Below are 26,134 nucleotides of genomic sequence, written 5' to 3' on the forward strand. Positions count from 1 at the left end.
CGCTTCGCTTACCCGGCCTACGAACTGCGGGTAGGCCGGGTAAGGCGAAGCCGCCACCCGGCTTTTACGCCGCACGATCGTCGCGATTAGCCAACACCTGCGGCGTATTCACCTCAATCCAGTCCGCCAGCGCGGCCACTTTCTCGCTCACCTCAACGCCCAGCGGCGTCAGACTATACTCTACGTGCGGCGGCACAACCGGATATGACACGCGATCGACAAATCCGTCCTGCTCCAGCGCCTGAAGCGACTGGGCCAGCATCTTCTCGCTCACGCCGCCCATCTTGCGGCGCAGGTCGCTAAAGCGATGGGTACCCTCGCGTAACGCCACCAGGATCAGCACGCCCCAGCGGCTGGTGACGTGCTTAAGCACGTCTCTTGAAGGGCACTGTTCCGCGAAGAGATTGCCATCGCGCATTTGCTCGCTGAGTGTCGGAATGGTCTTTTTCATACTTACCTTTTTGTACGTACTTACTAAAAGTTAGCTTCAATGTTAGTGTGCCACAACACCAGACAAACACGAAGGAGATTCATCATGATCGCGATTACCGGCGCTACCGGCCAGCTTGGCCAGCTCGTTATTGAAGAACTGCTGAAAACCGTTCCAGCCAGCCAGATCGTGGCTATTGTGCGTAACCCCGCGAAAGCTGAAGCGTTGAGCAACCAGGGTATTGTGGTTCGTCAGGGGGATTACACCGACCAGGCGGCGTTCACGACTGCGCTGAACGGCGTGGATAAACTGCTGCTGATCTCCTCCAGCGAAGTGGGCCAGCGCGCCACGCAGCACCAGAACGTCATTAACGCCGCCAAAGCGGCAGGCGTGAAGTTTATCGCCTACACCAGCCTACTACATGCGGACAAATCGCCGCTCGGTCTTCACGTGGAACACGTCCAAACCGAAAAAGCGCTGGCAGAGTCTGGCGTGCCATATGCCCTGCTGCGCAACGGCTGGTACACCGAAAACTATCTGGCGAGCGCACCGCCGGCGCTGGAGCATGGCGTGTTTATTGGTGCCGCGGGCGAAGGCAAAATCGCCTCTGCGACCCGTGCAGATTACGCGGCGGCTGCAGCTAAAGTCGTTTCTGAGGAAGGTCACGCAGGTAAGGTATATGAACTGGCGGGCGACAGCGCGTGGACGCTGAGCGAACTGGCGGCTGAACTGAGCAAGCAGAGCGGTAAGCCGGTGGCGTATCAGAACCTGAGCGAAGCCGATTTTGCCGCCGCGCTGAAGGGCGTTGGCCTGCCTGCCGGGCTGGCGGATATGCTGGCGGATTCAGACACCGGCGCATCCAAAGGCGGCCTGTTCGACGACAGCCGTACCCTGAGCAAGCTTATCGGTCGCCCAACGACGACGCTGGCGGAGAGCGTCAAATCCATCCTGTAAATGTTACGGATTGGTTATTTTTTGTGGCATCCCCTCGGGTCATCTCTGATAATGAAGCGATGACCCACGAGGAGGCTCACCGTGCAAGGCGTACCGGAACAGTTCATTGATGAGAGAGACAGCGCGCGCTTTCGCCATCTGGCGCAGTTGCCTGGCCTGGAACTCTATCACGCACATATCTCTGATTACGCCTTTGAGCCTCACACGCACGAAGCCTTCGGCATTGGCACCATTGAAACCGGCGCCGAACGCTTCCGCTATCGCGGTACCCAGCACCTCGCCTCCGAGAAATCCGTTGTCACCATGAACCCGGACGAGATCCACACCGGGGAATCCGCCACTGAAGACGGCTGGCGCTACCGGATGGTCTATATCGAACCCGACCTGCTGGAAGAGGTGACCGGCCTGCGTCACTGGTGGTTTAGCGACGTCACCCGCTACGACCCGCAGCGCTCGCTGCAAATCGGCCAGCTGATTTACGGCCTGTGGCATACGAACGACCCGCTGGCACAAAAAGGAATGCTGCTGGATCTGATTGAGACGTTCCGACCGTTAGCCCATCACGCGCCGGTGATTCAGGAAGGCGCGCACCGGTTCGAACGTGTTCGCGAGTATCTGCACGATAACTATATGCACCCTCTGACGCTGGACGAGCTGGCAAATGTTGTCTCGCTCAGCCCGTACCATTTCCAGCGCCAGTTCAAGGCCCATTTTCACCTCACGCCGCATCAAATGCTGATGGCGATCCGCCTGTGGCGCGCCAAAGCGTTCCTCACCCACGGCATGCCCGCCGCCGAAGTGGCTGCCGCAACCGGGCTGACCGACCAGTCCCATCTAACCCGTGCCTTTACCCGCCGCTACGGCATTACGCCGGTGCGCTATCAAAAGCAGGTTGCGCAGCGCTAATGCGCAATCTCATACAATACGCACCTATTTCGCCCTCCTACACTGAGTGCAAAGTGAATCAATGTGGATGGAAAAATGATTAGCGGCGTGTTGTATGCCCTGCTTGCAGGTTTGATGTGGGGGCTGATTTTTGTCGGCCCGCTGATAGTGCCGGAATACCCGGCGATACTGCAGTCCACGGGACGTTATCTGGCGCTGGGGCTGATTGCCCTTCCTCTGGCCTGGCTGGGGCGGGCTCGCTTGCGCCAGCTTAGCCGCCAGGACTGGCTGACCGCGCTGGCGCTGACCATGATGGGCAATCTCATCTATTACGTTTGCCTGGCAAGCGCGATACAGCGTACCGGTGCACCGGTGTCGACCATGATCATCGGCACGCTGCCGGTCGTTATTCCTGTGTTCGCGAATCTGCTCTACAGCCACCGCGATGGCAAGCTGGCCTGGTCAAAGATGGCCCCAGCACTGGTATGCATCGCCGTAGGGCTGGTATGTGTGAACGTTGCCGAGCTGAGCCACGGGCTGGAGGACGTCGACCTGTGGCGTTACGGTTCCGGCATCATGCTGGCCTTTATTTCCGTGGTGTGTTGGGCGTGGTATGCCCTGCGCAACGCGCGCTGGCTGCGGGAGAACCCGGACAAGCACCCGATGATGTGGGCGACAGCGCAGGCGCTGGTGACGTTGCCCGTCTCGCTCGTGGGGTATGTCGGCGCGTGTATCTGGTTAGGCCATCAACAGCCGGAATTTGCCCAGCCCTTCGGTCCAAGACCGTGGCTGTTTGTAGGCTTGATGGTGGCGATTGCGGTGCTGTGCTCGTGGGTTGGCGCGCTGTGCTGGAATATTGCCAGCCAGAAATTGCCGACGGTGATTTTAGGGCCGCTGATTGTCTTCGAAACCCTGGCCGGGCTGCTGTACACCTTCCTGATGCGCCAGAGCGTACCGCCGCTGTTAACAGCCTGTGGAATTTTATTGCTGGTGGCTGGGGTGGTGATTGCGGTAAGAGCGAAGCCGGAAAAACCGAGGGTCGTTCCGGCGTCGGAGATGTGAGCATTGCCCAGCGGCGCTGCGCTTGCAGGGCCTACAAAACCGTAGGCCCGGTAAGGCGTAGCCGCCACCGGGCAAGCCGTTAAAACGTTTCCCAGTTCGCTTCAGACGCGGTCGCTACAGGCTGCGCCTTCGGTACATAGGTTTTCACCGGGGCGGCTTTGACAGCCTGGTTGCGGGTAATTTTAAACACCGCCACCGCTTCGTTCAGGCGTGCAGCCTGATCTTCCAGCGCCGCCGCGGCCGCCGCAGACTCCTCCACCAGCGAGGCGTTCTGCTGGGTGACGCGGTCCATCTCCGCCACCGCCTGACCGACCTGATCGATACCGCGGCTCTGCTCGTCAGAGGCCGAGGCGATTTCACCCATGATGTCGGTGACGCGGGTGACCGCATTGACGATCTCTGCCATCGTCGCGCCCGCTTCGTTCACCAGCTGAGAACCCGCATTCACGCGCTCGCCGGAATCATCAATCAGCGCCTTAATCTCTTTCGCCGCCTGGGCGCTGCGCTGGGCAAGGGTACGCACTTCGCCCGCGACGACCGCAAAGCCACGGCCCTGTTCGCCCGCGCGCGCCGCTTCCACCGCCGCGTTCAGCGCCAGAATGTTGGTCTGGAAGGCAATACCGTCGATCACGTTGGTAATTTGCGCAATTTTGCTTGAGCTGGTGGCGATCTCGTCCATCGTACGTACCACGCCTTCCACCACGTTGCCGCCCTTCTTCGCGGTCGAGGAGGCATCCAGCGCCAGCCGGGAAGCCTGACGCGCGTTATCGGCGTTCTGCTTCACGGTGGCGGTCAGCTGTTCCATGCTGGCAGCGGTCTCTTCCAGAGACGCGGCCTGCTGCTCGGTACGGGAAGAGAGATCGTTGCTGCCCGCAGAGATTTCGCCCGCGCCGGTGTATATGGTGTCTGCGCCTTCACGCACCACGCCCACGGTGTTCGCCAGCGACGTTTGCATCTCCTGTACGTTGCGGGCCAGGATCGCCATTTCGTTTTTACCCTGTGCCTGAATCGGCTGGGTCAAATCCCCTGCAGCAATGGCGCGGATATGGTTGATGACGTCCTCCAGAGGCAGCAGCAGCACGCGACGCATCGCAATCCAGCTGGAGATAATCACCGCAATGACGAGAATCATGACGGCAGAAAGGATCCACAGGATGCGCTTATAGTCGCTTTCGTTATCCTGAATGCCTTTATCAGTGAGCGCGGCCTGCGCCTCACGCCACTCGCGGTAGACCTTTTGCATCGCCGTCTGCTTGTGCTCAGCGTTCTGTTTAAACATATCTTCCAGATTACCCTGGCCCAGCAGAACGTTCATTTGCGTCAGCGTTGCAGAGTAAATCCGGTACTGCTCTTCCAGCCGCTCAGCCAGTTTCTCATCCAGACCCGGCGTATTTGGCAAAGCATAGTATTTGTCGTAATGGGCCTGGGCATCTGCCAGCAGGTTTTTTGCGGTGTTAACCAGTTCGTTCAATTGTCCGCCGTTGATCTGCGACGCCATGCTGCTTTGCAGGCGCAGCATCCCGCGGTTCAGGGTCACGCGCGCCTGGTTCAGGCTGATCCAGGCGTCGGTAAATTCCGCGACGTTTTGGCTGGAAAGCTGAGAAACGGTGAAGTTCTCTTTATCGTTATTCAGCGCATTGATGAAAATGCCGGCAGAGATCAGCTGCATGATGCCGAGCACAAGCAGCACCGAAATCAGAAGGGTAATGACTTTTATACGTTTAAACATGCGTTGCCTTTTTTATATGCAGGTATTGTCTGACGTGTATCTATCGGCAGGCTCGGCGCGTTGTTTACTGTTTCTACACCTTTAAAAACTTTCTAAAGCACTTTCTTATGTCCATTCAGTGAGTTAAAAGAGACATTTTTTTGTGATCCACATCGCATTCTCTCCCTTCCCTCTAAAGGGTTATAGCCTCGCCTTAAAGATGCATTTAATATGCATCTTATATTATTCATGACGAGGTAACTGCTATGGCTTTCCGCGACCAACCCCTGGGCGAGCTGGCGCTCTCCATCCCTCGCGCTTCTGCGCTGTTTCGTAAATACGATATGGATTACTGCTGCGGCGGTAAGCAAACGCTGGCGCGCGTAGCGTCGCGTAAAGAGCTGGATGTCGAAGTGATTGAAGCCGAGCTGGCACAGCTGGCCGAGCAGCCCATCGATAAAGACTGGCGCACCGCACCGCTCGTGGAAATCATCGACCACATCATCGTGCGTTACCATGACCGTCACCGTGAACAGCTGCCGGAGCTGATCCTGCAGGCAACGAAAGTTGAGCGCGTTCACGCCGACAAACCTTCCGTACCGCGCGGTCTGGCAAAATACCTGACCATGCTGCACGAAGAGCTTTCCAGCCACATGATGAAAGAAGAGCAGATCCTCTTCCCGATGATTAAACAGGGCATGGGGAGCCAGGCGATGGGGCCTATCAGCGTGATGGAAAGCGAGCACGATGACGCGGGCGAACTGCTGGAGGTGATCAAGCACACCACCCACAACGTCACGCCGCCGCCAGAAGCGTGCACGACCTGGAAAGCGATGTACAACGGCATTAACGAGATGATCGACGACCTGATGGAACACATCAGTCTTGAGAATAACGTGCTGTTCCCGCGGGCATTGGCCGGGGAATAAAAAAGGCCGCTGCGGCCTGATGCCCTCACCCCGGCCCTCTCCCACGGGGAGAGGGTGCAAAAACTAAAAACGGCAACCGAAGTTGCCGTTTTGCTTTTACCTTACGCCAGCCATCCGTTTCTTACCGATAAACATCCAGCCCAGCCCCAGCGCGATAAACCACAGCGGCGTGACGATCAGCGCCTGACGAGTATCATCTTCCAGCGTCAGCAGCACCAGCACGAAGACGAAGAACGCCATGCATACCCAGCACATCAGCTTGCCCAGCGGCATCTTGTAGATCGATTTCTCATGCAGGTGTGGACGCTGTTTGCGGTACACCAGGTACGAGCACAGGATGATGGTCCAGACGAACATAAACAGGATCGCAGAAACCGTGGTAATCATGGTGAACGCGCCAATCACGCTCGGGTTGACGTAGAGCATCACCACACCGCCCAGCAGGCAGATGCAGGAGAAGGTCAGCCCTTTCGCCGGTACTGCACGTTTAGACAGCTTGGCAAACGCACTCGGGGCAACGCCCTCCTGCGCCAGACCAAACAGCATACGGCTGGTGGAGAACACGCCGCTGTTTGCAGATGAAGCCGCTGAAGTCAGCACCACGAAGTTAATCAGGCTCGCGGCAGCCGGCAGACCCACCAGCACGAACAGCTCAACGAACGGGCTCTTGGTTGGCACCACCGAACTCCACGGCGTCACGGACATAATCACGATCAGTGCGAAGACGTAGAACATGATGATACGCACCGGAATGGAGTTAATGGCGCGCGGCAGGGATTTCTCCGGATCTTTGGTTTCCGCAGCCGTGGTGCCCACCAGCTCAATCCCGACAAACGCAAACACCGCTATCTGGAAGCCCGCAAAGAAGCCGCTGAGGCCTTTAGGGAACCAACCGCCGTCATTCCACAGATGGGTAAATGATGCCTGAACGCCGGTTGGCGACTGGAAATGCGTCAGCACCATCACCAGACCCACAACAATCAGCCCCACGATAGCGACGATTTTAATCATCGCGAACCAGAACTCCATCTCGCCGAACATTTTCACGGTGGCGAGGTTCAGGCTCAGCAGCAGGACAATCACCGCCAGCGAAGCCACCCAGTCCGAGAGGCCGGGGAACCAGAATTGCGCGTACGCCGTGATGGCCACAACGTCAGCCATACCGGTGACAACCCAGCAGAACCAGTAGGTCCAGCCGGTAAAATAGCCCGCCCATGGCCCAAGAAGGTCGGAAGCAAAGTCGCTAAAGGATTTGTATTCGAGATTCGAGAGCAGCAATTCACCCATTGCGCGCATCACGAAGAAAAGCATAAAACCGATGATCATATAAACGAAGATGATCGACGGCCCGGCAAGACTGATGGTTTTGCCTGACCCCATAAACAGCCCGGTACCGATGGCCCCCCCGATAGCGATAAGCTGAATATGACGGTTTGTGAGATTGCGCCGTAGCGACTGTTCAGACGACGCCTCTTCGTCGGCGACGACTTTGACCTGATCTACCATGTGATATTTTCCTGTTTATGCCTGTCTGTGTTGTTAAGGCTCTTCTGGCCTTTAAATACGTCAAAGAATGACGGTCCCTTGTAAGGGCTAATCGATATTAGGTAAGAATCGGCGGGATGAATACTATGATTTGAATATTATGTTAATAATATGTTGAAAGTGAGTGTCATATCACTCATACAGCGCGAAACAGCTCACAAAAATACACGCAACAGTTTCGTTTGCAAGATAAAATGTTGATTGCGTCGTAACTATAGGTTTTATCACTATTTTCCTCTCCCCGGACGGAGAGAGGAAATAAGAAAAGCCGATTACAGGATTTCCAGCAGCTCGACTTCAAAGACCAGGGTGCTGAATGGCGGAATGGACGCACCCGCGCCACGCTCGCCATAGGCCAGGTTCTGAGGAATGGTCAGTTCCCATTTGGAGCCAACAGGCATCAGGGTCAGCGCTTCGATCCAGCCCGCGATAACGCCGTTAACCGGGAATTCAGCCGGTTCACCGCGTGCAACAGAGCTGTCGAACACGGTACCGTCGATCAGTTTGCCGGTATAGTGAACGCGAACGTGGTCGGTGCGTGCCGGGATCGCGCCGTCACCCTGGTTGATCACGCGGAACTGCAGGCCCGATTCGGTGCTGTTCACGCCTTCGCGCTCGCGGTTCTCTTCCAGATATTTCACGCCTTCTGCTGCCATCTCTTCGAAGCGCGCGCGACGCACAGCGTCAGCACGTTCGTGAATTTCACGCAGCGCGCGGTGCACCACGTCAACCGGAACAGCCGGATGATTGCCTGCCAGCGCGTCAGCGATACCCGCCACCAGCGCTTCCGGTAACAGACCTTCCAGGCCGGATTCGCTCAGCTGCTGTCCTACCTGCAAGCCGATGCCGTAGCTTGCCTGCGCTTCGATAGTGTCAAAAGTCGGGGTGGTCATGGGTTTTCCTTCCATCACATTTAAAGTAGCGGGCAGCATATCAGCCATGCCCTTATGGGTAAAACTTTGTCTTAAGTAAAGGTGACAAACTGCGGCGAAACAGAAACAATAGAGCCAGTCAGGATTTTCCCAAATATGTGTCACGAAAGCTGGCTTTGTTACGCCCATCAGGCAGTTAGCAAACTACACTTCTCAGGACAGGATAAAAAAGACGCGGAGCAGGAGGAGAGCCATGCCCGGGCGATTTGAACTGAAACCTACCCTGGCGAAAATCTGGCAGGCGCCAGACAATTTTCGCATTATGGACCCGCTGCCCCCTATGCACCGCAGAGGCATTATCATTGGCGCACTGCTGGTGATCGTGGGCTTCCTGCTTCCTTCTGGCGGCGACGACGTTGATACCGCGCCGGTGACCCGCAATGCGCAGCTGGATATCCAGTCGCAAACGCGACCTCAGCCTGACGCGCAGCCCATGCAGACGCAGCTGGTGACGCCATCCAACGATCCGGGCCAGGTCGCACCTGTAGAGCCTGAACCCGTTCAGGAAGAACAACCGCAGGAGCAGGCCGCTGCGCCACAGGTTCAGCAACCGACAGGCATTGAACAGCAGTGGCGTTCCTATCGCGTTGAGCCGGGTAAAACGCTCGCGCAGCTGTTCCGCGACCACAACCTGCCTGCTACGGATGTCTATGCTATGGCGCAGGTGGAAGGCGCAGGCAAGCCGCTGAGCAACCTGCAAAATGGACAGATGGTGCAGATCCGCCAGAACGCCAGCGGCGTGGTGACCGGCCTGACGATCGATACCGGTAATGGCCAGCAGGTGCTGTTTACCCGTCAGACCGACGGCAGTTTTATTCGCGCACGCTAGCTCTGTAGGCCGGGTAAGGCGTAGCCGCCACCCGGCACACTGTTCTCAGGCACTCCGCTTATTCACCCACCAGATCCCCGAACAGACCAATACCAGAGCAATCGCATATTTGATATCCAGGATATTCTCCCCGAGGAAAATGGCGGATAAGACTGTGCCTGCCACCGGCACAACGAAGTTAAACGGCGCAATCATACTGACGCGGTTTACTTTCAGCAGCACGCTCCACAGCGCAAAGGCTACGGATGAGAGCAGCGTCAGATACCCCAGCACGGCGATGGCCTTCATACTGTGCACTTCCAGCGTTCCGCCTGTTGCATATCCGCCACCCACCAACACCAGTCCACCGATAGCCAGCTGCCAGCCGGTCATCACCGTGGGGTCGACGGTCTGGGAGATGCGTTTTCCGTAAAGCGTGGCAGCGGAGAGAATAAAAGCAGCCAGCACCACAAACCCGTCACCATTCCAGACAAACTGGAAATCGCTTAACCCGCTGTGGAAGTTCACCAACATCACCCCGGCAAACCCGAGAATACAGCCCAGCGTTTTGTTATAGCTGAGTTTGTCGTTGTGGTAGATAAAGTGCGCCAACAGTACGCTGAAGAAGGTTCCAGTGGCGTTCATGATTGAACCATTCACCCCCGTCGTGTAGGCCAGGCCTATATAGAAGAAAGTGTACTGAATAGTCGTCTGGGTCAGGCCGAGGATGGTGAGCTGGCCAAACTGCGTGGGCGTAAGCCTGCCAATCGGTTTTCTCTGGGCCAATGCAAACAGCAGCAGCAACACACCGGCAAACAGGAACCGGTATCCGGCAAACACCACTTTCGATGGAATATCATCGGTTGCGATCTGGAAAAGCGCATAACCACTTTTAATGGCCGGGTAGGAGCTACCCCAGAGCAGACAGCAGAGCGTGGCGCAGGCATAGGCCACATTTCGGCGAGCAAAGGCAGGCGTGGGCAGAGCGGTATCCATGACAAATCTCATAAATAAAATTGCGTTTCAATTTATTATCAGAGAATGCGACAGGAATGGCTACCATACAAGAAGAAATGATGAATTCTGATCCCCCAGAAAAGCAAAACGCCGGCACAAGGCCGGCGCTTCGACGTGAGCAGAGTAAAAAATTACTCAGCTACTACGTTAACAACCAGTTTAGCGAACACTTCGCTGTGAACCTGGAAGTCAACTTCGTGCTCACCAGTGGTACGCAGAACGCCGTTCGGCAGACGAACTTCGCTCTTAGCCACTTTAACGCCTGCTGCAGAAACTGCATCAGCGATATCGCGGGTACCGATGGAACCGAACAGTTTACCTTCGTCGCCAGCTTTAGACGCGATGGTAACAGTGCCCAGTGCGTTGATTGCTTCAGCGCGAGCGTTAGCAGCCGCCAGAACGTCAGCCAGTTTGGCTTCCAGTTCAGCGCGACGTGCTTCGAAAAACTCAACGTTTTTCTTAGTAGCTGGAACAGCTTTACCCTGTGGAACCAGGAAGTTACGTGCGTAACCCGCTTTAACGTTAACCTGATCACCCAGGCTGCCCAGGTTTGCTACTTTATCAAGCAGAATAACTTGCATTACCTTATCCTCTTAAAGTCGTATTAATGGACCGTGCCCGATTACTGATGACGATCAGTGTACGGCAGCAGGGACAGGTAGCGAGCGCGTTTGATAGCGCGAGCCAGCTGACGCTGGTATTTTGCACGAGTACCGGTGATACGGCTTGGGACAATCTTACCGCTTTCGGTGATGTAGTTTTTCAGCGTTGCGATATCTTTATAGTCGATCTCTTGAACGCCTTCCGCGGTGAAACGGCAGAACTTGCGACGACGGAAATAACGTGCCATATGGCTAGTCTCCAGAATCTATCAAATCAATCTGCTCGGCATGCAGAACCATTTTGCTCAGGCCGTTCTTTGCCTTGTGGCAAGAGATGAACCCCTGAACGATTACTGCGCTACCGACCGTTAAACTGTGAGTAATGGCCTGGTTTTCGTGTCCGCTAATAATAACGGGCATTTGGCACCACGCCTGCCGGTGAAACCCGGCTTCCTCTTGCACAGAACGATGCTCAAGCACGAACTGGCAATGCGGAATTCCTGATGGACTGACCTTTCGAAGGGGAGCCCTGCATACGATGCCGGACAACGCCAGACGGTTGGTCATCAGAAATTACTCTTCAGAATCCCCAGCATCAGAATCATCTGCGGTTTCGTTTGCGAAATCATCGCGACGCTCACGGCGCTCGTCTTTCGCTTTAACCATCGGAGATGCTTCGGTAACTGCGTTTTTGGTACGCATAACCATGCTGCGGATAACGGCATCGTTGAAGCGGAAGGTAGTTTCCAGCTCATCGATCACTTCCTGCGGCGCTTCAACGTTCATCAGAACGTAGTGTGCTTTGTGCAGTTTGTTGATCGGGTAAGCCAGCTGACGGCGGCCCCAGTCTTCCAGACGGTGGATCGTACCTTCTGCACCAGTGATGGCAGCAGAGTAACGCTCGATCATACCCGGAACCTGTTCGCTCTGGTCAGGATGGACCATAAAAACGATTTCGTAATGACGCATCGAATTGCTCCTTACGGATTATTCAGCCTCCTGTCTGGGTCAGCCGAGGCCCGGGGAGGCAAGGAACGTGTTAAAGGTCGGCTGAAAAATTGACGCGTCATAATACTTGCGCGCCCCTGGAAACTCAAGCTGATTGCACAAATAATTCGCACAAAGCGCGAAGCGGGTCTAAGTCGGTGATTTAAAATTAATCACACCGAGAAGCGTTGTTTTTTTGAACAACACCATCAGAAATGGTCACCCATCGCGCAGCGATAAGCGATTACACTTTAATCAGAGCCCATCTAAACCGAGAAGGAGCAGGACAAACCGTCACACAGCACGCAGTCGTGGAGCGCATATCATGAAAAAAATCGCATTAGCCATAATGGCGGCGCTTTTGCTCAGTGCAAACGCGATGGCAGCCATCAAGATAGACAGCCGACAGGCCAGAAACATGGATGATGTGCAAAGCTTGGGCGTAATTTACATCAATCATAATTTCGCCACGGAAAGTGAAGCAGATCAGGCATTAAACGAAGAAACCGATGCCCAGGGCGCAACCTATTATCACGTGATGTTAACCCGTGAGCCCGGCAGCAACGGCAACATGCACGCCAGTGCAGATATTTACCGATAACGCTTTAACGCTAGCACCAGGAAAGCCAACAAAGAGAACATAGCCATAGTTTGACTTGCCCCCTGCCCGGGGGCTTTTTTTTGTGAATGGCTCCGGAATACCACCGGTTACAACTGTTTTTGGTATTCCAGAGCACTTATTCACTTCTGCCCGTAATAGGCATTCGGGCCATGCTTACGCATGAAATGCTTGTTCATCAGGTAATCATCAATGCACTGAAGCTGTGGATTGATGTCGCGGGCAATCCACGCCATTTTGGCCACCTCTTCCATCACCACGGCATTATGTACCGCGTCGTGAGCATCTTTACCCCAGGCGAACGGACCGTGCTGGTACACCACAATCCCCGGCGTATGCAGCGGTTCACTTTCCCCCAACGTTTCGATGATGACCTTCCCGGTGTTGAGCTCGTACTCGCCTTCCACTTCAGCCTGCGTTAACGCGCGCGTGCAGGGAATGTCGCCAAAGAAGTAGTCCGCATGCGTCGTTCCAAGTGCCGGTATGGGCAGCCCCGCCTGTGCCCAGGCAGTCGCGTGCGTGGAGTGGGTATGCACCACGCCGCCAAGGGACGGATAACGCCGAAACAGCGCCAGATGGGTTGCGGTATCTGATGAAGGCCGCCATTTGCCGTCAACGACACGCCCTTCGAGATCCACCACCACCATATCTTCAGCTTTCATGGTGTCATACGCCACACCGCTCGGCTTGATCACTACCAGACCTTGCTCGCGATCGATAGCGCTCACGTTGCCCCAGGTGAACGTGACCAGGCCATAGCGCGGCAGATCCATGTTGGCTTCAAAGACCTGCTGTTTAAGCTTAAGCATGTTCAGCCTCCAGCAATCCCGCCCGCGCCATACGTTCGCGCACCCAGTCCCGCGCTTTCACGACTTCGGCAGCCGGGTCGGCTGACGTTTCGCTCCACATCTCAATCAGGTAAGGCCCGCAATAACCCGTCTGTTTGAGCGTTTCAAAGCACCGTTCGAAATCCACCACCCCGGTGCCGAACGGAACATTTTTGAATACGCCTGGACGGGTATCTTTGACGTGCACCGCCACGATATGACCGACGCCCGCCTGCAGCTCCATCTGTACGTCGTTATCCCATGCCGACAGGTTGCCGATATCGGGATAAAGCTGGAACCATGGATTATTGAGATAGTGCGCGTAGCCCAGCGCCTTACTGATGGAGTTCATCAACGGGTAGTCCATGATCTCCATCGCCAGCGTGACCTGCGCGCGGCTTGCCATCTCAACGCTCTCTTTCAGACCATCGCGAAAACGACGGCGCGTTTCATCGTTGGCTTCCTGATAGTAAACGTCATAACCCGCCAGCTGGATCACGCGGATACCGACATCCTGCGCAAAGCGAATGGCTTTACGCATGATCTCCAGCCCCTGCGCGCGTATGGCATCATCTTCGCTGCCGAGCGGAAAACGGCGGTGGGCACTCAGACACATGGACGGCACGCGCACTCCCGTTTCAGCAATGGCGCTCACCAGTGCGAGCCGCTGTTCACGGCTCCAGTCGAGGCGAGAGAGGCGCTCGTCTGTTTCATCCACGGACATTTCGACAAAATCGAAGCCCAGCTGTTTTGCCAGTTGCAACCGCTCCAGCCAGCACTCCCCCGCAGGGAGTGCCTTTTCATAGATGCCAAGCGGGACCTGTTTTGACAACATACCCGCTCCTTAGCCCCAAAGCTGAGCGATTGAGCGTTTAAACTGACGCGCCGCTTCCACCGGAGACGCCGCATCACGAATGCTACGACCGGCAATAAAGACGTGAATTGGAATGCCCTGGAACAGCGGCAGATCTTCCAGCGCCAGGCCGCCGGTGACGGTCACTTTGAAGCCCATATCCGCCAGACGTTTGATGGCGCTGATATCCGCCTCACCCCACGCCACGCCTGCAGCCTGCGCATCACGGCTACGGTGGTAAACCACCTGCTGAATGCCCGCGTCGCGCCACGCCTGCGCCTGCTCCCAGGTCCAGAAGCCGGTCAGTTCAATCTGCACGTCGCCGTTAAACTCTTTTGCTACGTCCAGCGCGCCTTTCGCGGTGTTGATATCTGCACAGCAGATCACGGTGACCCAGTCAGCATTCGCTTCGAAGCACATGCGGGAAAGGATTTTGCCTGCATCGGCGATCTTGGCATCTGCCAGCACGATTTTATGCGGATAGAGCGCCTTCAGGTCGCGAACGGCGCGAACGCCCTCACCCACGCACAGAATGGTACCCACTTCGATGATGTCCACTTCTTCCGCGATCAGACGGGTAGTTTCGTAAGCGTGGGACAACGTTTGGTTATCCAGCGCAACCTGCAACATTGGTAATGACATATTCAGTTCCTCTTAGACTGCCGCCGCAGTGGCGTTATCAATTAAATCCAGCACTTCCTGCTCGGTACGGCAGGCGCGTAAACGGTCAAAATTGGCTTCATCATCAAACAGATTAACGATCTGCATGATGCCCACCTCCTGGTGGGTGTTGGCATCCACGGCGGCCATGGTGATCAGGATGTCGACCGGGTCGTTATCTTCATGGTTAAACACCAGCGGCGTTTTCAGCGTCACAAGGGCAAAGCCGGTTTTTTTCACGCCCTCTTCAGGGCGGCCGTGCGGCATGGCCAGGCCTGGCGCAATCACAAAGTAAGGGCCGTGCTGCGCCACGCCATCAAGAATGGCCTGGTAGTAACGCGGCTCGACAACGTCAGCCTTAACCAGCAGATCCACGCTCAGCTTCACCGCCTCCTGCCAGGTGCTGGCCTCCGCCTGCAAAAGGATGGCGTTATTTTCTGCCAGCGAATCACGTAATTTCATGTTTCGTCCTTACTTCACGTCTTGAGGGAAGTGCTCTTTGATCACTTCCAGCAGTTTTGGGCCGAAATCCGCAGGCGACAGCATGTTGCGTACGCCCACCACATATTTGTTGCCCGTCACGGTGATCTCACCGGCGATGTGGGTAGAAGCGATGATGATGTCTGCGCCGTTCAGCTCACTTTTGTATTCGCCCACTGCGCAGCTGTTCACCGTGTGGTCGATGTTTGACTGGGTTAAAAACTGATCCACTTTCATCTTCATGATCATGGAGCTGCCTTGCCCATTGCCACATACAGCCAGGATACGTACGGTCATAATCGAAACTCCTTAATGAGCAGACACTTCTGCTGTTTGTTTTTCCGCATCTTCTTCAGCTCGCAGAGAACGGCCAGCGAAGAACATATAAGCCAGTGCAATCAGAATGATGACGGCCATAAAGACCAGTCCGATGGAGGCAAAGCCCTGCATCATCGGCGGTGCCAGAATTGACCAGTCCGCCATGCCCATCCAGGCGCTCATACCGGTAAGCTTGACCGCCCACACGCAACCGAAGATTTCAACCATGCCCATTACCAGGCAGATCTTGAGCGCTGCGCGCCAGCCGCCGAAGTGGTTAGCAAACACGCCGATGGTGGCGTTGGAGAAGAACATCGGGATAAAGCCAGGAATAATCAGGATTGAGGAGCCGCAGCCAACCAGGATGCCTACCGCAATCAGCTGGCCGATGGTGCCCCACATAAAGCCCCAGACCACCGCATTTGGCGCAAAGCTATAGATAGCAGCACAGTCAATCGCCAGCACCGCGCCAGGGATCAGGCGTTGGGAGATACCGTTGAAGGCTTCCGACAGTTCGGCGACAAACATACGTACACCCTGAGTGATGATGAAAATGGCCACCGCGAAGGAGAAGCCGGTCTGCAGGATATAGACCGTCCAGTGGGTTTTACCCGCCATCGCCTGAACGACGTCAATGCCGAAGGAGAGCAAAATGGCGCCGAAGAAGATGGTCATCACAATCGCCGTTGAAACGATGTTGTCGTGGAAGATATTCAGCCAGCCCGGCAGCTTGAGGTCTTCAACGCTCTCTTCTTTTTTGCCCAGGTACGGCGCGACTTTGTAAGCAATCCAGGAGGCGAACTGCTGCTGGTGACCGATGGAGAAGCCGCAGCCGTCAGTCACTTCCTGGGTTGGCTTGTACATCATGTTGGAGGTGATACCCCAGTAGAGCGAAACCAGCACCGCGGTGCAGATAATCGTGGTCCACATTGGGTAGCCGAAGATATAGAAAGAAACCGCAATCAGCCCCGCCTGCTGGAACATGATGTGGCCGGTCAGCATGATGGTGCGAATGCCGGTAATACGGCGCAGCAAAACGTAAATGATGTTCAGGGCCAGCGCGAGCAGAACCGCATACCCCACCCAGCTATAGGCATCACCCATGCGTTCAATGGTCGCCATCATGGATGCGTAGGTATCAGAGATAGCGCCGTTAATACCATACACTTCCGACATTTTGGCGACGACCGGCTTAAAGGTGCTGGTCAGAATGCCTGAACCCGCCTGCAGCAACATAAAACCAATAATGGTTTTGATAGTGCCTTTGATAATCACGCTGACGCTTTTTCGCAACAGGATATAGCCCAGGCACGTCACGATACCCAGCAGCAGCGGGGCGTTGGTCATTACCTGATTAAAGAACACGGTAAAGACGTTGTAGAGGATCTCCATAACTCTCTCCAGAAATGAGAACACGAGGGGCAATCCCTGTGTGGTTGGTGCCATCACTCTAGTAATCACAAATAATCACCACAAGATTGGATTTGATTATTTGTGACGTATCACGCAAATTATTTCCATGGTGTTAGTAATGATTTTCACTACCGTACATGAAAAACAAATTAATCTTTATAATTCATGAAATTAATGATTAATACTGGATAGTCTAACAAGTAAAAAGCGCATAATCAGTGAAGTCGACCAGATAAAATTCACCATTTTCACCATTGCAAAACGCGTCAAATGATGCCAGCATCAATCACAACAAATCACATTGTGATTACTTTTGATTAAACCAGGAGTCAAAACGATGAGTAAAGTGAACACCATCACCCGTGAATCATGGATTCTGAGCACCTTCCCGGAATGGGGTAGCTGGCTGAATGAAGAGATCGAGCAGGAACAGGTTGCTCCTGGCACATTTGCAATGTGGTGGCTGGGCTGTACCGGTATCTGGCTGAAATCAGAAGGTGGCGCCAATATCTGCGTCGATTTCTGGTGCGGCACCGGTAAACAGAGCCACGGCAACCCGCTGATGAAAAAAGGTCATCAGATGCAGCGCATGGCGGGCGTGGAAAAACTGCAGCCGAACCTGCGAACTACGCCGTTTGTGCTCGATCCGTTTGCGATTCGTCAGATCGACGCCGTCCTCTCTACCCACGATCATAACGATCATATCGACGTGAACGTGGCTGCAGCGGTAATGCAAAACTGCGCGGACGATGTGCCGTTCATTGGGCCGCAAACCTGCGTGGATCTGTGGGTCGGTTGGGGCGTGCCGAAAGAGCGCTGCATCGTGATGAAACCGGGCGATGTAGTAAAAATTAAAGACATTGAAATCCACGCGCTGGATGCTTTTGACCGTACAGCATTGATCACCCTGCCTGCCGATCAGAAAGCAGCAGGCGTGCTGCCAGATGGTATGGACGAACGTGCGGTGAACTACCTGTTTAAAACCCCTGGCGGTTCTCTGTACCACAGCGGTGACTCCCACTACTCCAACTACTATGCGAAGCACGGTAACGAGCATCAGATCGACGTGGCGCTGGGCTCCTACGGTGAGAACCCGCGCGGCATCACCGACAAAATGACCAGCGCCGATATGCTGCGCATGGCGGAAGCGCTGAACACCAAAGTGGTTATTCCGTTCCACCATGATATCTGGTCAAACTTCCAGGCAGACCCGCAGGAAATCCGCGTGCTGTGGGAAATGAAAAAAGACCGCCTGAAGTATGGCTTCAAGCCGTTCATCTGGCAGGTTGGTGGCAAGTTCACCTGGCCACTGGACAAAGATAATCTGGAATATCACTACCCACGTGGTTTCGATGATTGCTTCACCATTGAGCCTGACCTGCCGTTCAAGTCCTTCCTCTGATTGTGAAGTCAAATCGCCAGACCTTGTGTCTGGCGATGTCATATTTATTTTAGTAATTTCATGCTATTTCAAATATCATCTTTTCAAATCAATTCTTATCGGAATAGCTCATGACGGAAGCGCAACGACATCAAATTTTACTGGAACTCCTGGCGCAAACAGGGTTTATCACCGTTGAGAAAGTGATCGAACGATTAGGCATTTCTCCGGCAACCGCCCGACGGGACATCAACAAGCTGGATGAAAGCGGCAAACTGAAAAAAGTCCGTAACGGTGCGGAAGCCATTAGCCAGCAGCGTCCGCGCTGGACGCCGATGAACATTCATCAGGCGCAGAACCACGATGAAAAAGTGCGGATTGCAAGAGCAGCATCACAGCTGGTCAACCCTGGCGAAAGCGTCGTGATCAACTGCGGCTCCACGGCGTTTTTACTGGGGCGGGAGATGTGTGGCAAACCGGTGCAAATCATCACTAACTATTTGCCGCTGGCCAACTATCTCATTGACCAGGAGCATGAAAGCGTAGTGATCATGGGCGGTCAGTACAATAAGAGCCAGTCCATTACGCTCAGCCCACAGGACAGCGAAAATAGCCTCTACGCCGGACACTGGATGTTCACCAGCGGTAAAGGCCTGACCACGGATGGGCTGTATAAAACCGATATGCTGACCGCCATGGCGGAGCAAAACATGCTTAATGTGGTAGGCAAGCTTGTTGTGCTGGTCGACAGCAGCAAAGTGGGCGAGCGCGCAGGCATGCTGTTCAGCCGTGCCGAGCAAATCGACATGGTGATCACCGGTAAAAATGCCAACCCGGAGATCCTCCAGAAGCTGGAAGATCAAGGGGTCAAAATTCTTCGGGTTTAAAGGTGCTGGCGGAAAAAGCTCACCGTGGCATCCAGCGCCGTCGGCGTAATGCGGTGACGAACGCCCGCCTCCCAAAGGCAGGTTAAATTGCCGTCCAGCCCTTCATTCTTTAACGACTGCTGTAAACGGAAAGTTCCGTCAGGCGGAACCACATCATCCGCATCGCCGTGCCACAGCAGCAGCGGGCGATTGGCCAGGTGCGGTAACGCATGGGTGACGTCCCACTCCGCCAGCGCCGCTTCGATATCTTCTGGGTTCTGCGAGGGAAACAGCGTCTGCGAGAGCGAAGTGAAGTAGCCCGACCCCATCAGACAAGCGACGGACTTCACCTCCGAATGATGCGTCATGATCCCCAGCGCCGTCATCCCCCCCATTGAAGCCCCAGCGACCGCCAGGCGATCGTTCTCCACCAGCCCGGCCTCAAAAAGCGCATCGCGCAGCCCTGCGAATTCCGTCAGGCTACCGTGCAAGATTTGCCAGAACTGGCCGAGCCGCGCCTGTTCGTTGCCCGAAAATCGCGCGCCATGATCCGGAGCATCCGGCATAACAACGCGGAATCCAGCCTGCGCCAGCGCCACGGCAAAATAGCTATAAACCAGTTTTGACGAGGTAAACCCATGATAAAAAACCACAACTGGCAGCGGCTGCTCACTTTTTCCGGTGGGGAAAGCATGTAATATTTCGCGATCACCAAGGTGCCGCGTTTCGAGTTCAATCATTGTCGGTCCTGTACTGATGAATGATTCATAATGTTTGAGAGCTGGATTACGGTTTCTGGATATTTTCATTCGAAATCTTCGCCTCAGATAACACTTCGGGAACATTCCCCCAAAACTAAATTTACAGGCAACTACACTATGGCTATCAGGAAACGAGATATGGTTATGCGCAGGTTTGCTGCTTTATTGTTTGTGTTTCTGCTCAGTGGCTGTAGCGCGCTGCAGGGGACACCGCAACCCGCTCCGCCGGTCGCCGATCACCCGCAGGAAATTCGTCGTAATCAGACTGAAGGATTACAGCGAATGGGCACTGTCTCCGCGTTGGTTCGCGGTTCCCCGGATGACGCGGAAGCCTCTATTGAAGCACAAGCCGCTGCCGCCAAAGCAGATTATTACGTCATCATTATGATCGACGAAACCATCATTACGGGACAGTGGTACTCGCAGGCGATTTTGTACCGTAAGTAATGGCGATCATTTGAACGACATTTACACTGCTTTGCGTCCATAGACATTTTCCTGTCCACAATAAACTCCATGCCTGCACCAATGGAAGTGAGTTTATTTGCGAAGGATTGCCCGGCGGATACCGGAGACATGTGAAATGGAGCTGACGATGAAACGAACTCTTGCCTTGACCACACTGTTGCTCTCAGCAGGCCTTGTGAGCACAACCGCACAATCAGCTGAATTCGCCAGTGCTGATTGCGTGACTGGCCTGAATGAAATAGGCCAAATCTCCGTGAATAACATTTCGGGGAGCCCGCAAGACGTTGAACGTGTCGTTGCATTAAAAGCCGATGAACAAGGCGCTTCCTGGTATCGCATCATCCAGATGCAGGAAGATAACCATGTCGATCATTGGCGGGTACAAGCCATCCTTTATGTTTAGCCCCTCCCGATAAAAGCCACTTAATTTTAGTGGCTTTTCGTTTTTGCAAATCTTTTATCTTTTTCAAAACCATCCAAAAACAAACAAATAACATTTTGTTACATTAATAGCATAAATGTTATCGCTGCTCTGCCGTTGAACAGGCATACCTTTTCAATGATGAGCAATTTATGATCAATTCTTTCCGCCGTGCGGGTCTGGGCACTAAGCTATCGCTGCTGACCGGTATGAGTGTCGCCATTCTGTTTCTGCTTTTCACTTTTCTGCTCAGCCATAAAGCCAGCCAGCAGCTTGAAGATCTTGCCGTCGAAGATTTGCATAACCAGTCCACCGGCATGGTCGATATGGTGCAGATGTTTAATACCAGTCTGAGCGAAGAGGTGGAAAGCTATACCCGACTGTTTACCACTTTCCTGCCTCAGCCATTTACGGTCGATACGAGTCAGACCCGTACCATTAACGGGATCAATGTGCCTTTGCTGAAAGGCGGCGAATCTGAACTGCATGAAAACAATGCTTTTTCTGACGACTTTCTGAATCGTACGGGCGCAATCTCCACGCTGTTCGTTCGCAGCGGTAACGACTTTATTCGCGTTGCCACCTCGCTGCGCAAGGAGAATGGCAACCGGGCGATGGGAACCCTTTTGGATACCACCAGCCCGGCGTTTGCGGCCGTCACCAGGGGCGAAGTTTACCGTGGCCTGGCGCTACTGTTTGGTAAACGCTACATCACCCAGTACCAGCCGGTTAAGAATGGTGAAGGCCAGGTTATCGGGATCATCTTTGTTGGGGTAGATATCACACACTCCTGGAACGTTATGCGAGAGAAAATCCTCAACCGTCGGCTGGGCGAGAGCGGGCACTTCTATGTGCTGGATCGCAGCAACGGCAAAACGCGCGGGCAGTTCCTGTTCCACGGCAGTGAAGAGGGGCAACTGCCGAAGTGGGACAGCGCCACCCAACAGCAGCTGCTGAGCGATTCCTCCGGCACGCTGGAGCGCGTAAGCGACGACGGCCGCACGCTGAAAATGGCCTATACGCCGCTGCCGGGCTGGAACTGGACCATCGTGGGTGAAGTGGATAAATCGGTCCTTCTCGCAAGCGTCAACGCCATGCGTGACCGGTTCCTGCTGGCGGGCGTGGTGCTTTCCGTGCTCTTCGCGGGCCTGTTTGTGGTGCTCATTCGTCGGATGCTGACCCGCCCGCTGCGTAACGTGATCGAGCTGGCCCGCCAGTATGCCGCAGGCGATCTGCGTGCCAGCCTGCCCGTAACGCGTCAGGATGAGGTCGGCCAGCTGGTTGATGCCATCAACGGTATTGGCGATGGGCTGCAAAAAATTGTCCTGCAGGTGCGTGAGGCCGCGGGCGAGATCCATTTGGGCACCAATGCGCTGGCTTCCGACACCGGAGAAATCTCGGAGCAGATCAACAAGCAGGCCAGCAGCGTGGAAGAGACTTCCGCCAGCATGGAGCAGCTGGCCGCCACCGTGCAGCAAAATGCCGCTAACATGGAGCAAACGCAGCAGCTGGTGGGTGAAACCTCGCTCGCGGTTCATCAGGGCGGCGAGACGGTCACCCACGCGGTGTCGACGATGGATGATATCCGCGATGCTTCTAAACGCATTGAGGACATTACCCGCGTGATTGAGTCCATCGCGTTCCAGACTAACATTCTGGCGCTGAATGCGGCGGTCGAAGCGGCTCGCGCGGGCGAACATGGCAAAGGCTTCGCCGTGGTGGCGCAGGAGGTTCGCGCCCTGGCGGCACGCAGTGCCAACGCGGTGAAGGAGATTGAACACCTGATTGGCGATACGCTGAACAAGGTAAGTGAAGGCCACGCGCTGTCAGAAAAGACGCGTCTGGCTATGGACGCCATCATTGTTCATATTGATAACATCAGCCAGCTGGTTACCGAGATCAACCACGCTTCCCGCGAACAATCCGCAGGGATTGGGCAGGTGAATCTTGCCATGACGCACATTGGCGAAGCGTCGCACATCAACGCCGACCGCGTCTCGCGCAGCGAGCAGACCGCACACACGCTACGTGAGAAAGGCTCACACCTCACCCAACTGGTCAGCCTGTTCCAGCTAAAAGGCTAACCGACTCTGCCCGTGGCGCGCAGTAGCAGGTCATTTTGCACCTGTTCGCTCATTAGCGTTCCGCCACGGGTATCCAGCATCATGCGGCACCACGCCTGCGCCACGGGCGGTGAAGCGTGTCGCAGCATCTGGCTTCCGGCACCCAGTAAAAAAAGCTGTTGAGCAATCTCCCGGCCCTGTGCCTCCTGCGGCTTACGCAGTTTTTGCTGCAGCTGTCGCCAGCTGCGGTCGAAGTGTCTGTCCTGCCCTTTTACCTGCGCAAACTCATCTGCAAGCAGATCGTGGATCCCCGGCTGCTTCGCCAGCACGCGCAGCACGTCCAGGCACATGATATTGCCCGATCCTTCCCAGATGCTGTTGACCGGCATTTCACGGTACAGACGGGGAAGTTCACTTTCTTCGCAATATCCGATCCCACCCAACACCTCCATCGCCTCCGCGACAAATGGGATGCCCGCTTTACACACGCTAAATTTCGCCGCCGGAGTGAAGAGCCGCGCCCAGGCAGCTTCTTGGGGATCGGCCCGCTTGTCCCACGCGCGGGCCAGGCGGAACAGCAGCGCCGTGTGCCCCTCCAGCACCAGCGCCATCCGGCTTAACACCTCACGCATTAGCGGCTGGTCGATAAGATTTTTGCCAAAGGTTTGCCGCTGATGGGCATGATAAAGCGCCACCGACAGCGCCCGACGCATGAGTCCGTGGCTACCCAGCGCGCAGTCGAAGCGCGTCAGACCGCCCATTTTGAGTATCTGCCGTACCCCTTCACCTTCTTCCCCCAACAACCAGCCGGAGGCATCGAGGAACTCCGCCTCGCTGCTGGCGTTGGAGCGGTTCCCGAGCTTGTCCTTGAGGCGTTCCAGGCGGACGGCGTTGCGTTGTCCGTCGGGTAAAAAGCGCGGCACAAAAAAGCAGGATAGACCGCCCTTAGCCTGGGCCAGCACCAGATGTGCATCGCTTTGCGGCACGGAGAAAAACCATTTGTGCCCCACCAGCCGGTAGCTGCCGTCGCTGCATTTTTCCGCTTTGGTGGTATTGCTGAGCACGTCTGAACCGCCCTGCTTTTCCGTCATCCCCATACCGATCAGCAGGCCGCGCTTTTGCGCGCCGGGGGCCAGATGCGGATCGTAGCGATCGCTGAGCAGCGGCGTGAGCCAGTTGTGAAATATTTTGGGGAGCGCCTGCTGCAGCAGCGGCGTGGCGGCGAACGTCATGGTGACAGGGCACAGCGTGCCGGCCTCCACCTGAGCATGAAGCACAAAGCGCGCGGCCCGAGCGACAAACGACCCTTTACGCGCCTCCTCTTCCCACGCCAGGTTATGCACGCGGTTGGCGCAAAGCCCCTGCATCAGCAGATGCCATGCCGGATGAAAACGCACGTCGTCCAGCCGCTCCCCCGTGGGGTCATAGCGTAACAGCTCGGGCGGGTTGACGTTTGCCAGCCTGCCAAGCTCCAGCGACTCCGCGGTACCTAATTGCTGCCCGATACTGGCGAGCAACTCAATATCCCACTCGGCGCCTTCACGCGTAACCGCATCACGCAGGGCGCAGTCCGAGAGAAAAAGGTTGCTGTTGGAAAGCGGTGCCGGTTGATTGAAAACGGTGTGGGTCTGCCAGTGCATGCTGTCTCCCTCCTTCAGTGGCAATGACGATAAGTATGGACAGACCGCGCGCACGCTGCATGGGAGGGGAATCACACGTTCACGATCCCGCTGATATCATTCGTGAAATAGCTCACATAACATAAGAATAAACTATTTCATCACTTCGCTTTTGTTGAATAATTTATTCTTACCCCTTTCAGTGAGGATCGTTATGCAACGGGACGCGCACCAGCGTGCATTAATTGCAGGCTCCATTGGTAACTTTATCGAGTGGTATGAGTTTGCGGTCTACGGTTTTCTGGCGACCGTTATTGCGAAAAACTTCTTCCAGCTTGAAGGAGAAGCGGGGCTTACCAGCCTGATCCTCACCTACGCCTCGTTTGCCATCGCCTTCTTCTTCCGCCCGCTGGGTGCGGTGGTGTTTGGCCGCATCGGCGACCGGATTGGCCGTAAGCCGACGCTAATCATTGTGCTGGTGCTGATGACGCTCGCTACCGCCGCCATCGGCATAGTGCCGGTCTACGCCAGCATCGGGATTGCCGCCCCGCTCATTATTACGCTGCTTCGCATCCTGCAGGGGCTGTTCGCGGGGGGCGAGTACGGCGGTGCGGTCTCGCTGATGACGGAGTTCGCCCCGCGCGGCAAGCGTGGACTCTATGGCGCGTGGCAGTCCTTTACCGTGGCGCTGGGGCTGCTGGCGGGGGCAGGCATCGTGGCGCTGCTCTCCGCCCTCCTCACGCCGGAAGCCCTCCACGACTGGGGCTGGCGCATTCCGTTCTTCCTGGCGCTGCCTATGGGCGTCGTTGCGCTGTGGCTTCGAGTCAGCATGGAGGAGACACCCAGCTTTGTGCAGCAGCAGGATAAACCGGCTGTCGCTCAGGCGGATACTGCCGCCACGCTCCGGGCCATCATGATGGGGATTGGCCGCGTGATGGTCTGGTCTGCAGCGGGGTATACCTACCTGGTGATTATGCCGACCTATCTGCAGTCGGCGCTGCACACCGGGTTTAACCAGGCGCTGCTGATAGCGGTGATTTCGAATATTGGGTTTGCGCTGACGATTATTCCGTCGGGGATCCTGAGCGACCGGATCGGGCGCCGCACGGTGATGATTATCGCCACCGCGCTTTTGCTGATCCTCGCCCTGCCGCTGCTGAAGATCCTGCAGGCGGAGTCGAGTACGCTGGCGGTGAAGGCTGTTGTGGTGTTGATTGCGGGCGGTCTGGTCGGGATGCTGGCGGGGCCGGGCCCGGCAATGCTATCTGAGATGTTCCCGACGCGCGTGCGCTATACGGGACTGGGGCTGGCCTACTCTTTGTCGAACGCGATTTTCTCGGGATGTGCAGGGTTAATCATTACCGGGCTGATTAAGCAGACGGGCAACCTAGATATTCCGGCGTATTACGTGATGGCGACGGCAGTGGTGAGTATCTTTGCGCTGATGACGCTGAGAAAGGATGACCATTTGCGGTCGCTGGAGGAGTGAGGTTGTTTTGCCGGGTGGCGCTTCGCCTTACCCGGCC

At 55.5% G+C, this 26,134-nt stretch carries 29 protein-coding genes; 12 read left to right on the forward strand and 17 right to left on the reverse strand.

Features of this window, described 5'->3' with window-relative positions; genetic code table 11:
• Positions 1-64: 64 nt before the first annotated feature.
• On the reverse strand, positions 65-451 hold the full coding sequence (locus ACTJJA_RS11430; protein ID WP_440668050.1) for a winged helix-turn-helix transcriptional regulator: 387 nt from the start codon (positions 449-451) through the stop codon (positions 65-67).
• A gap of 84 nt (positions 452-535) precedes the next feature.
• Between ACTJJA_RS11430 and ACTJJA_RS11435 the strand changes: the two genes are divergently transcribed.
• The 3 genes from ACTJJA_RS11435 to ACTJJA_RS11445 all read left to right on the forward strand — a co-directional run bounded on the left by ACTJJA_RS11435 (position 536) and on the right by ACTJJA_RS11445 (position 3,331).
• Complete coding sequence (locus ACTJJA_RS11435) at positions 536-1,384, forward strand: SDR family oxidoreductase (RefSeq protein ID WP_440668052.1); 849 nt, start codon at positions 536-538, stop codon at positions 1,382-1,384.
• A gap of 81 nt (positions 1,385-1,465) precedes the next feature.
• The gene (locus tag ACTJJA_RS11440; RefSeq protein WP_440668054.1) at positions 1,466-2,290 is read left to right on the forward strand and encodes an AraC family ligand binding domain-containing protein; all 825 of its coding nucleotides are present in this window, start codon (positions 1,466-1,468) and stop codon (positions 2,288-2,290) included.
• 75 nt (positions 2,291-2,365) lie between these two features.
• Positions 2,366-3,331 (forward strand): DMT family transporter, encoded by a 966-nt coding sequence (locus ACTJJA_RS11445; RefSeq protein ID WP_440668056.1) that lies wholly within the window; start codon positions 2,366-2,368, stop codon positions 3,329-3,331.
• A 79-nt stretch (positions 3,332-3,410) separates the two neighbouring features.
• Here ACTJJA_RS11445 and ACTJJA_RS11450 read toward each other — a convergent pair whose 3' ends face one another.
• The gene (locus ACTJJA_RS11450; protein WP_440668058.1) at positions 3,411-5,060 is read right to left on the reverse strand and encodes a methyl-accepting chemotaxis protein; all 1,650 of its coding nucleotides are present in this window, start codon (positions 5,058-5,060) and stop codon (positions 3,411-3,413) included.
• A 245-nt stretch (positions 5,061-5,305) separates the two neighbouring features.
• Here ACTJJA_RS11450 and ytfE point away from each other — a divergent pair, with 245 nt between their 5' ends.
• Positions 5,306-5,968: an iron-sulfur cluster repair protein YtfE gene (gene ytfE, locus ACTJJA_RS11455; RefSeq protein ID WP_440668060.1), complete on the forward strand. Its 663-nt coding sequence runs from the start codon at positions 5,306-5,308 to the stop codon at positions 5,966-5,968.
• Between the two features lie 96 nt (positions 5,969-6,064).
• Here ytfE and cycA read toward each other — a convergent pair whose 3' ends face one another.
• Positions 6,065-7,474 carry a D-serine/D-alanine/glycine transporter gene (cycA, locus tag ACTJJA_RS11460; protein ID WP_108417884.1) on the reverse strand — a complete coding sequence of 470 codons (1,410 nt, stop codon included), beginning with the start codon at positions 7,472-7,474 and terminating at the stop codon, positions 6,065-6,067.
• A gap of 311 nt (positions 7,475-7,785) precedes the next feature.
• Positions 7,786-8,406: an FKBP-type peptidyl-prolyl cis-trans isomerase gene (gene fklB, locus ACTJJA_RS11465; RefSeq protein WP_168927638.1), complete on the reverse strand. Its 621-nt coding sequence runs from the start codon at positions 8,404-8,406 to the stop codon at positions 7,786-7,788.
• A gap of 232 nt (positions 8,407-8,638) precedes the next feature.
• Here fklB and ACTJJA_RS11470 point away from each other — a divergent pair, with 232 nt between their 5' ends.
• Entirely contained in the window at positions 8,639-9,274 is a 636-nt protein-coding gene (locus tag ACTJJA_RS11470) for an OapA family protein (protein ID WP_089599117.1), read from the forward strand.
• A gap of 45 nt (positions 9,275-9,319) precedes the next feature.
• On the opposite strand, the gene ACTJJA_RS11475 is transcribed toward ACTJJA_RS11470, so the two are convergent.
• From ACTJJA_RS11475 to rpsF, 5 genes are all read right to left on the reverse strand, one after another.
• Positions 9,320-10,249, reverse strand: a complete 930-nt coding sequence (locus ACTJJA_RS11475) for a DMT family transporter (RefSeq protein WP_440668063.1) — start codon at positions 10,247-10,249, stop codon at positions 9,320-9,322.
• 152 nt (positions 10,250-10,401) lie between these two features.
• Positions 10,402-10,851, reverse strand: coding sequence for a 50S ribosomal protein L9 (gene rplI, locus ACTJJA_RS11480; RefSeq protein ID WP_008502894.1), 450 nt, complete (start codon positions 10,849-10,851; stop codon positions 10,402-10,404).
• 41 nt (positions 10,852-10,892) lie between these two features.
• Entirely contained in the window at positions 10,893-11,120 is a 228-nt protein-coding gene (gene rpsR / locus ACTJJA_RS11485) for a 30S ribosomal protein S18 (RefSeq protein ID WP_000135199.1), read from the reverse strand.
• Positions 11,121-11,124: 4 nt separating this feature from the next.
• On the reverse strand, positions 11,125-11,439 hold the full coding sequence (priB, locus tag ACTJJA_RS11490) for a primosomal replication protein N (RefSeq protein WP_008502895.1): 315 nt from the start codon (positions 11,437-11,439) through the stop codon (positions 11,125-11,127).
• A 6-nt stretch (positions 11,440-11,445) separates the two neighbouring features.
• Positions 11,446-11,841, reverse strand: coding sequence for a 30S ribosomal protein S6 (rpsF, locus tag ACTJJA_RS11495; protein ID WP_014068637.1), 396 nt, complete (start codon positions 11,839-11,841; stop codon positions 11,446-11,448).
• A gap of 343 nt (positions 11,842-12,184) precedes the next feature.
• On the opposite strand from rpsF, the gene yjfY reads away from it, so the two are divergent.
• Positions 12,185-12,460, forward strand: a complete 276-nt coding sequence (yjfY, locus tag ACTJJA_RS11500) for a DUF1471 family protein YjfY (RefSeq protein WP_010427445.1) — start codon at positions 12,185-12,187, stop codon at positions 12,458-12,460.
• A 140-nt stretch (positions 12,461-12,600) separates the two neighbouring features.
• Here yjfY and ACTJJA_RS11505 read toward each other — a convergent pair whose 3' ends face one another.
• From ACTJJA_RS11505 to ulaA, 6 genes are read right to left on the reverse strand one after another with little or no spacing between them, the layout of a single operon-like run.
• A complete protein-coding gene (locus ACTJJA_RS11505) occupies positions 12,601-13,287 on the reverse strand; it encodes an L-ribulose-5-phosphate 4-epimerase (protein WP_440668065.1) in 687 nt (228 codons plus the stop codon).
• The gene (locus ACTJJA_RS11510) at positions 13,280-14,140 is read right to left on the reverse strand and encodes an L-ribulose-5-phosphate 3-epimerase (RefSeq protein WP_010427449.1); all 861 of its coding nucleotides are present in this window, start codon (positions 14,138-14,140) and stop codon (positions 13,280-13,282) included. Before ACTJJA_RS11510 ends, ACTJJA_RS11505 begins: the two co-directional genes overlap by 8 nt.
• A 9-nt stretch (positions 14,141-14,149) precedes the next feature.
• Entirely contained in the window at positions 14,150-14,800 is a 651-nt protein-coding gene (ulaD, locus tag ACTJJA_RS11515; RefSeq protein WP_097535427.1) for a 3-keto-L-gulonate-6-phosphate decarboxylase UlaD, read from the reverse strand.
• A 12-nt stretch (positions 14,801-14,812) separates the two neighbouring features.
• Entirely contained in the window at positions 14,813-15,280 is a 468-nt protein-coding gene (gene ulaC / locus ACTJJA_RS11520; protein WP_010427452.1) for a PTS ascorbate transporter subunit IIA, read from the reverse strand.
• A gap of 9 nt (positions 15,281-15,289) precedes the next feature.
• The gene (gene ulaB / locus ACTJJA_RS11525; protein ID WP_000218355.1) at positions 15,290-15,595 is read right to left on the reverse strand and encodes a PTS ascorbate transporter subunit IIB; all 306 of its coding nucleotides are present in this window, start codon (positions 15,593-15,595) and stop codon (positions 15,290-15,292) included.
• A gap of 12 nt (positions 15,596-15,607) precedes the next feature.
• The gene (gene ulaA, locus ACTJJA_RS11530; RefSeq protein ID WP_238459651.1) at positions 15,608-17,008 is read right to left on the reverse strand and encodes a PTS ascorbate transporter subunit IIC; all 1,401 of its coding nucleotides are present in this window, start codon (positions 17,006-17,008) and stop codon (positions 15,608-15,610) included.
• A gap of 358 nt (positions 17,009-17,366) precedes the next feature.
• On the opposite strand from ulaA, the gene ulaG reads away from it, so the two are divergent.
• Entirely contained in the window at positions 17,367-18,431 is a 1,065-nt protein-coding gene (ulaG, locus tag ACTJJA_RS11535) for an L-ascorbate 6-phosphate lactonase (RefSeq protein WP_440668069.1), read from the forward strand.
• 110 nt (positions 18,432-18,541) lie between these two features.
• The gene (ulaR, locus tag ACTJJA_RS11540) at positions 18,542-19,297 is read left to right on the forward strand and encodes an HTH-type transcriptional regulator UlaR (protein WP_042713424.1); all 756 of its coding nucleotides are present in this window, start codon (positions 18,542-18,544) and stop codon (positions 19,295-19,297) included.
• On the opposite strand, the gene yjfP is transcribed toward ulaR, so the two are convergent.
• Positions 19,294-20,016, reverse strand: coding sequence for an esterase (gene yjfP, locus ACTJJA_RS11545; protein WP_440668071.1), 723 nt, complete (start codon positions 20,014-20,016; stop codon positions 19,294-19,296). The genes ulaR and yjfP overlap by 4 nt on opposite strands.
• A 138-nt stretch (positions 20,017-20,154) precedes the next feature.
• Between yjfP and bsmA the strand changes: the two genes are divergently transcribed.
• From bsmA to ACTJJA_RS11560, 3 genes are all read left to right on the forward strand, one after another.
• A complete protein-coding gene (bsmA, locus tag ACTJJA_RS11550; protein ID WP_071985399.1) occupies positions 20,155-20,484 on the forward strand; it encodes a biofilm peroxide resistance protein BsmA in 330 nt (109 codons plus the stop codon).
• A gap of 148 nt (positions 20,485-20,632) precedes the next feature.
• The gene (gene yjfN, locus ACTJJA_RS11555; RefSeq protein ID WP_139157912.1) at positions 20,633-20,908 is read left to right on the forward strand and encodes a DUF1471 family protease activator YjfN; all 276 of its coding nucleotides are present in this window, start codon (positions 20,633-20,635) and stop codon (positions 20,906-20,908) included.
• A 170-nt stretch (positions 20,909-21,078) separates the two neighbouring features.
• A complete protein-coding gene (locus ACTJJA_RS11560; RefSeq protein WP_440668074.1) occupies positions 21,079-23,010 on the forward strand; it encodes a methyl-accepting chemotaxis protein in 1,932 nt (643 codons plus the stop codon).
• Here ACTJJA_RS11560 and ACTJJA_RS11565 read toward each other — a convergent pair.
• The gene (locus ACTJJA_RS11565) at positions 23,007-24,629 is read right to left on the reverse strand and encodes an isovaleryl-CoA dehydrogenase (RefSeq protein WP_440668076.1); all 1,623 of its coding nucleotides are present in this window, start codon (positions 24,627-24,629) and stop codon (positions 23,007-23,009) included. The genes ACTJJA_RS11560 and ACTJJA_RS11565 overlap by 4 nt on opposite strands.
• A 193-nt stretch (positions 24,630-24,822) precedes the next feature.
• Between ACTJJA_RS11565 and ACTJJA_RS11570 the strand changes: the two genes are divergently transcribed.
• Positions 24,823-26,097: an MFS transporter gene (locus ACTJJA_RS11570; protein WP_440668078.1), complete on the forward strand. Its 1,275-nt coding sequence runs from the start codon at positions 24,823-24,825 to the stop codon at positions 26,095-26,097.
• Positions 26,098-26,134 lie beyond the last annotated feature (37 nt).

Origin of the sequence: Enterobacter sp. 22452, from assembly GCF_052045065.1 — a bacterium.
Taxonomy (GTDB): domain Bacteria; phylum Pseudomonadota; class Gammaproteobacteria; order Enterobacterales; family Enterobacteriaceae; genus Enterobacter; species Enterobacter mori.